This is a genomic window from Clostridium sp. ATCC BAA-442, from assembly GCF_964239415.1.
GTDB classification, from domain to species: Bacteria; Bacillota; Clostridia; order Oscillospirales; family Oscillospiraceae; genus Flavonifractor; species Flavonifractor plautii.
Window position 1 is genome coordinate 7,623 of sequence record NZ_CAXSQB010000076.1, and the last position, 5,800, is coordinate 13,422.

Annotated in this window: 5 protein-coding genes; all 5 read right to left on the minus strand. The window is 61.2% G+C overall.

Annotated elements, in window-relative coordinates; translation table 11 throughout:
* Positions 1-489: 489 nt before the first annotated feature.
* Positions 490-1,152, minus strand: a complete 663-nt coding sequence (locus ACESY8_RS18730) for an HD domain-containing protein (RefSeq protein ID WP_007493271.1) — start codon at positions 1,150-1,152, stop codon at positions 490-492.
* Between the two features lie 106 nt (positions 1,153-1,258).
* Positions 1,259-2,800, minus strand: coding sequence for a glycine betaine ABC transporter substrate-binding protein (locus ACESY8_RS18735; RefSeq protein ID WP_054339310.1), 1,542 nt, complete (start codon positions 2,798-2,800; stop codon positions 1,259-1,261).
* Positions 2,797-3,441, minus strand: coding sequence for an ABC transporter permease (locus ACESY8_RS18740; RefSeq protein WP_054339311.1), 645 nt, complete (start codon positions 3,439-3,441; stop codon positions 2,797-2,799). Before ACESY8_RS18740 ends, ACESY8_RS18735 begins: the two co-directional genes overlap by 4 nt.
* 4 nt (positions 3,442-3,445) lie before the next feature.
* Positions 3,446-4,558: a betaine/proline/choline family ABC transporter ATP-binding protein gene (locus ACESY8_RS18745; RefSeq protein ID WP_021630173.1), complete on the minus strand. Its 1,113-nt coding sequence runs from the start codon at positions 4,556-4,558 to the stop codon at positions 3,446-3,448.
* A gap of 139 nt (positions 4,559-4,697) precedes the next feature.
* Positions 4,698-5,615: a homoserine O-acetyltransferase MetA gene (gene metA, locus ACESY8_RS18750; protein WP_007490470.1), complete on the minus strand. Its 918-nt coding sequence runs from the start codon at positions 5,613-5,615 to the stop codon at positions 4,698-4,700.
* Positions 5,616-5,800 lie beyond the last annotated feature (185 nt).

Below are 5,800 nucleotides of genomic sequence, written 5' to 3' on the forward strand. Positions count from 1 at the left end.
CCCCCCCCCCCCCCCCCCCCCCCCCCGTCCGGCTTGCAAAAAATTGAGGCAATTCAAACAAAAACACTTGACAAAAGGGATGGACGGTAGTATGATCTAGACAGAAAAAGAAAGAGGTGAGCCCCATGGGCTGAGAAAGCTCATTCTTTTCCGGCCACAGCGTATGGGAAGACCAAATACCTGAAGTTCCAAGCTTGCACTCGTTCCCAACGGACTCAATGAAGTGAGATGCACAAAGGGAAGACCTCCGAGGTGAAGTTCGCCGAAGACGGAAACCAAGTGCCGATTTGTTGCAGGAGACAGTGAAACAAAGGAATTTCCCGTTCTGTTGCTCCACCGCGTGGTAAAATCTGTAGAAAGTGCGAGGTAATGTGTAGTGGTAGAACCCCAGATCGAACGGTAGCCCCCCGGTCACGATGGATGGCCGGGGGGTTGTGCTGTCTCTGGAGTTTTTGCTGCACAGGAGGAGCGTCGGCCCCGGCTGTGCGTTTACAGCAGGCTCAGGCCGTTGATATCCAGCTTGAAGGTCAGCTCCAGGAATTCCGCCGCACGGCGGCAGAGGAGCATCCGCTCCAGAAAGATCTCGAAGTAGTCCATCACGGCGCAGAATTCGGTGTTGATGCCCAGGGAGAGGGTGAGGGTGCGCCGCTCCGGGTCCAGTGTCAGCTCGGAACGCTCGGCGGCATAGTTGACCCGGTCATGGATGTCGAAGCTCTGATGCTCCTTGTTGCGCACCCGGCTGCGGCGCACATCGGTCTTGTCTGCCAGGATCAACGCCGCGGCAACCGGATTGACGGGGAAGGCGGTGGGATCGTCGTGGTGGCCGATGGCGGTGATGACGGCGGCCACGTCGGCGGGCTCCATGCCCATCTTGTCCAAGATGCGGAAGGCCATGACGGCGCCGGTCTGGGCGTGGTCGTGGCGGTTGACCACGTTGCCGATGTCGTGCATAAAGCCGGCGATGCGGGCCAGCTCCTGGTCGTGCTCTCCATATCCGAGCTGGGCCAGGATGCGGGCGGCAAACTCGGCGCAGCGGGTGACGTGGGCAAAGCTGTGCTCGGTAAAGCCCCGGGCCAGCAGGGACTGGTCGGCTTGGGTGATATAGGTGCGGATCTCCTCTGAATTCCGCACGGTTTCATAGCAGATCTTCATGGTGGGGACTCCTTTCCTCCGGGTCGTTTCCTACCTATTATATCCCGCCGGAGGAAAAAGGACAAGCAAAAGCGGCACCGCCCGTTCCAGGCGGCCCCGCTTTGCACTATAGCAGGCCGAGGGTGTGCAGGTAGTCTGCGGCCACCAGGTCCACGTCCTCTCCCAGCACGTCCACCCGGTAGGTCAGCTCACTCATGACCTCGTTGGTGAATTGGCCGGTGAGCAGCTCCAGGGTCTGCTCCAGCTCCGGCGCCCGGTCGGCGAAGTCCTCGAAGAGACCATCCCGGACGGTGAGCACCCCATTGTACTCGGGGAAGAAGGATTTGTCGTCCTCCAAAATGGTCAGATTGGCGTCCTTGTTCAGACCGTCGGTGGCGTACACCACCATGACATCGTAGCTGCCCGACTTGATGGCGGTGTACTTCAGCATGATGTCCACCTGAATGGCCTCCTGGAACTGGAGGCCGTAGAACGCCACGAAGGGGCCGTACTTCATGCTGCCGGCATCGGTGTAAAAGTCCTGCTCCGCGCCGAAGCGCAGCTCCCCGGCGATGGGGGCCAGATCGCTGATGGCCGCGGGGTGGTAGGTATCCATCACCGCCTGGGTGACGCCGATGGAGTAGGTGTTGTCCACGCCGATCTTGCCCAGCATACGGGCGCCGTACTGCTCCCCGATGCGGCCGTTGACGAAGTCGTAGAGGCTCTGCCCCGCGGGAATGTCACTGGTGTCCAGCCCCAGGAAGGTGGTCAGGATGGTGCCGTCCCAGGTATACATCAGGTCACAGCTCGGCTCCCGCGCGGTGAGCTCCTTGAAGTTGTTGATCGAGGTCATGGGGTCGAGTATGCTGACCTCCAGCCCCGTGCGGTCCTCCACAAGCTGCTGCACCATGCGGTTGACCAACTGAACCTCGGAGAACTCCCCGTCGTAGAGGACAAGGGTGCTGGAGGTGTCCTTGGGCAGCAGGGAGGGCAGGCACAGGACGGCCACCAGGACGGCCGCCGCGCCTGCCGTGAGCCGCCGGCGGAGAACGGCGTGCCGGCCGGGGCGGCGGCTGCTGTCCCGCCGGCCCATGCGGCGCTCGCAGAAGGCCATCAGGTTGTCCAGAAGCAGGGCCATGGCCATCAGCGCCGCGGTGCCGGAGAGAATCATGGCCACGTCGTTGCGGCGGATGCCGGTATTGATGAGGTTGCCCAGGCCGCCGCCGCCCACCGAGGAGGCGAATACCGCCGTGCCGATGGCGTTGACCACGGCGATGCGCAGGCCGGTGAACAGCATGGGCATGGCCAGGGGTAGTTCCACGTGGAAGAGGCTGTAGACGCGGGTCATGCCCATTCCCTGGGCCGCCTCCTTGACAGCGGGGGACACCTGGCTCAGCCCCAGGGTGACGTTGCGCACGATGGGCAGGAGGGAGTAGAGGGCCAGCCCCAGGATCACTGTTGGCTTGCCCGCCCCCAGGGGGGTGACCATGATGATGCCCAGCAGGGCCAGGGCGGGGGTGGTCTGAATGAGATCCACCACCCGCAGGACCACGCCCCGGGCCGCGCGGCTGAGATAGCACAGCAGGCCCAGGGGCACCCCGATGAGAATGGCGATGACAATGGCGAACACCACCATGGACAGGTGTTCCACCACCATGGAGAGGGTCATGCGTCACCGCCCCCCTTCCGCAGTCCCTTGGGCACCACATGCTTCTGGAGCAGGTCGATGAGCCCGCCCAGGAGGAAGGCCAGCAGGGCGGCCGGGACGGCGCCCAGCAGGATCAGGGCGTTGTTGCTGGACTGCACGCCCTGGTAGATGAAGGTGCCCAGGCCGCCCAGGCCGATCATGGCGGCCAGCACGGCCCAGCTCACGGTGTAGACCATGGACATGCGCAGCCCGCCGATGATGGTGGGCATGGCCAGGGGCAGCTCCACCCGGAGGAGCTGCTGGGCGGGACTCATGCCGCAGCCCTGTGCCGCCTCCTTATACTGCGCGTCCAACCCCAGCAGCCCAGTGAAGGTGTTTTTCAGCACCGGGAACATGGCGTAGATGGACAGGGCGATGAGGACGGTGGCGGGCTGGATGTGGAGCACCAGGAACAGCAGGCCGATAAAGACCACGCCGGGGATGGTGTTGAACAGGGAGAGCAGGGGCAGGATGAACCGGGCCTGCCTGGGAAAGCGGGAGAGGAGGATACCCAGCCCCAGGCCCAGGACAAAGCCGATGGCCACCGAGACTAGGGTGTAGAACAGATGCACGCCAATGCTTCGGACCAGGGCCTCGGCGTTGCGCGCCAGAAACTCACCCATACCGTCACCCCCAGAGCTGTTCCGCCATGGCGGAGGCCATGCTGGTCTTGGTGATGATGCCCTCCACCTGTTCCGCCTCGCCCAGCACCACCAGATAGCTGGCGCCGCTGGAGATGAGCTGCTCAAAGCAGCCCTTGGCGTCGTCGCCGGAGTGGACGGTGGGGGTGGCGGTGCGCACCAGGGGAGCGATGTCGGTAACCACGTGGCCGTTGAGGCGGATGTCCGCGATGGAAACCGTGCCCGCGTAGCGGCCTGCGTCGTCCACCACGATCAGGGTGTCCACGTTGTAGCGCTGCATCTTGCGCACACACTCGTTGGTGCCGCGGTGGAGGGAGACGGTGTAGACGCCGGTGCGCATGAAGTCGGCGGCGGTCAGCGCCTTATGAGAGGGCGTGTTGATAAACTTGCCCAGGAAATCCTGAATGAGGCCGCTGGCGGGGTGGGCCAGCATCTCCTCCGGCGGGGCCATCTGGACGATCCTGCCGTGATCCATGAAAATGATCACATCGGCCAGGTCCAGCGCCTCCTCCATATCGTGGGTGACAAACACAAAGGTCTTGTTCAGCTTCTGCTGGAGGGAGCGCACCTCCTGCTGGAGGGTGCGCCGGGTCATGGGGTCCAGGGCGGAGAAGGGCTCGTCCATCAGCACGATGGGGGGCGAGGCCGCCAGGGCACGGAGAATACCGATGCGCTGCTGCTGCCCGCCGGACATCTCGGAGGGGTACTTGTGGGCGTACTGCTCATAGGGCAGGTTGACCAGCTCCAGCAGCTCATGGACGATCTTGTCGCACGCCTCCTTGCTGTATTTCAGCAGATTGGGCACCACGCAGATGTTCTGGGCCACGGTCATGTTGGGAAACAGGCCAATCTGCTGGATGACATAGCCGATGTGGCGGCGCAGCTCCACCCTGTCCTGGGCGGCGATATCCTTGCCGTTTATATAGATCTTGCCGCTGGTGGGTTCGATCAGGCGGTTGATCATCTTCAGCGTGGTGGTCTTGCCGCAGCCGGACGAGCCGATCAGGACCGCCATCTGCCCCTCTTGGATTTCAAAGGAGATGTCGTCGATAATTTTCTGACTCCCGTAGGAGAGGGAAACATGTTCAAAACGAAGCAAAGCGGAAGCCCCCTTTATCCAGTGTATTCCATATCAGTATAGCAAAATGGGGGTTATTAGTCAAATCCGGGCAAAAATCCGAATGAAATCTTAACAAAGCACGCCGGGGAGAAGCGGAAGCTCCTTCCCGGCGTGCCGTTCAGCGTACCTTTGACAAGTCGTATGGAGTCGTTTGGTACAGATAATAATTCAACCAGTTGGTATAGAGCAATTGGCCCGCGCTGCGCCAGCGGACCACAGGGACGCGGGCGGGATCATCCTCGGGAAAGTAGTGGGCGGGCACGGCGATGTCCAGCCCCTTGTCAATATCCCGGCGGTACTCTCTGGCTAGGGTGTCCGGGTCATACTCGGGGTGTCCCATGATGAAGAACTGGCTGCTGTCCTCCGTCTTGACAGCGTAGACTCCTGCCTCAGAGGAGGTGGCCAGCAGCTCCAGCCCCGGTGCGGCGCGAATATCCTTCTCCCACACCTCGGTATAGCGGGAGTGGGGGGCGCAGAACACATCGTCAAAGCCGCGAAACAGGGGGGAACTGGGCTTGAGCACCCGGTGCTCGTACACACCGAAGAGCTTCCTGGGCAGGGAGCGCTTCTCGATGCCATGATGAAAGTACAGCCCTGCCTGGGCGCCCCAGCAGATGTGGAGGGTAGAGTGGACGTGGGTGCGGCTCCACGCCATAATTTCGCACAGCTCCGGCCAGTAGTCCACCTGGTTGAACTCCAGATTTTCCACTGGAGCGCCGGTGATGATCATTCCGTCGAAGTTACGGTCCCTTACCTGGTCAAAGGTGGTATAAAAGGAGGCCAGGTGGTCCTCGTCGGTGTGCTGGGACTGGTAGCTGGCCGTGCGCAGCAGTTCCACCTGGATCTGTACCGGCGTATTGGACAGCTTGCGCAGGATCTGAGTTTCCGTCACGATCTTAGTGGGCATTAGATTGAGAATCAAAACCTTCAAAGGACGGATATCCTGGTGCAGAGCCCGGTATTCCGTCATAACAAAGATGTTCTCGCTCTCCAGAATCGCAGTGGCGGGCAGAGCGTCTGGGATCTTGATGGGCATGCCTGAATTCCTCCGGTTCCGTTATTTATAATAGTAGAATAAGGGTAACATATTTAGAGGAGTACTTCAACCCGGGATTGCTGGACAGAAAAAAAGCGCGAAAAAAGGGAAAAAGGTGTTGACAAAGAGGAGGAAAGCTGGTATTCTAACTGAGCGCCTCACGGAGGGCATGAAAAAACAGGAAA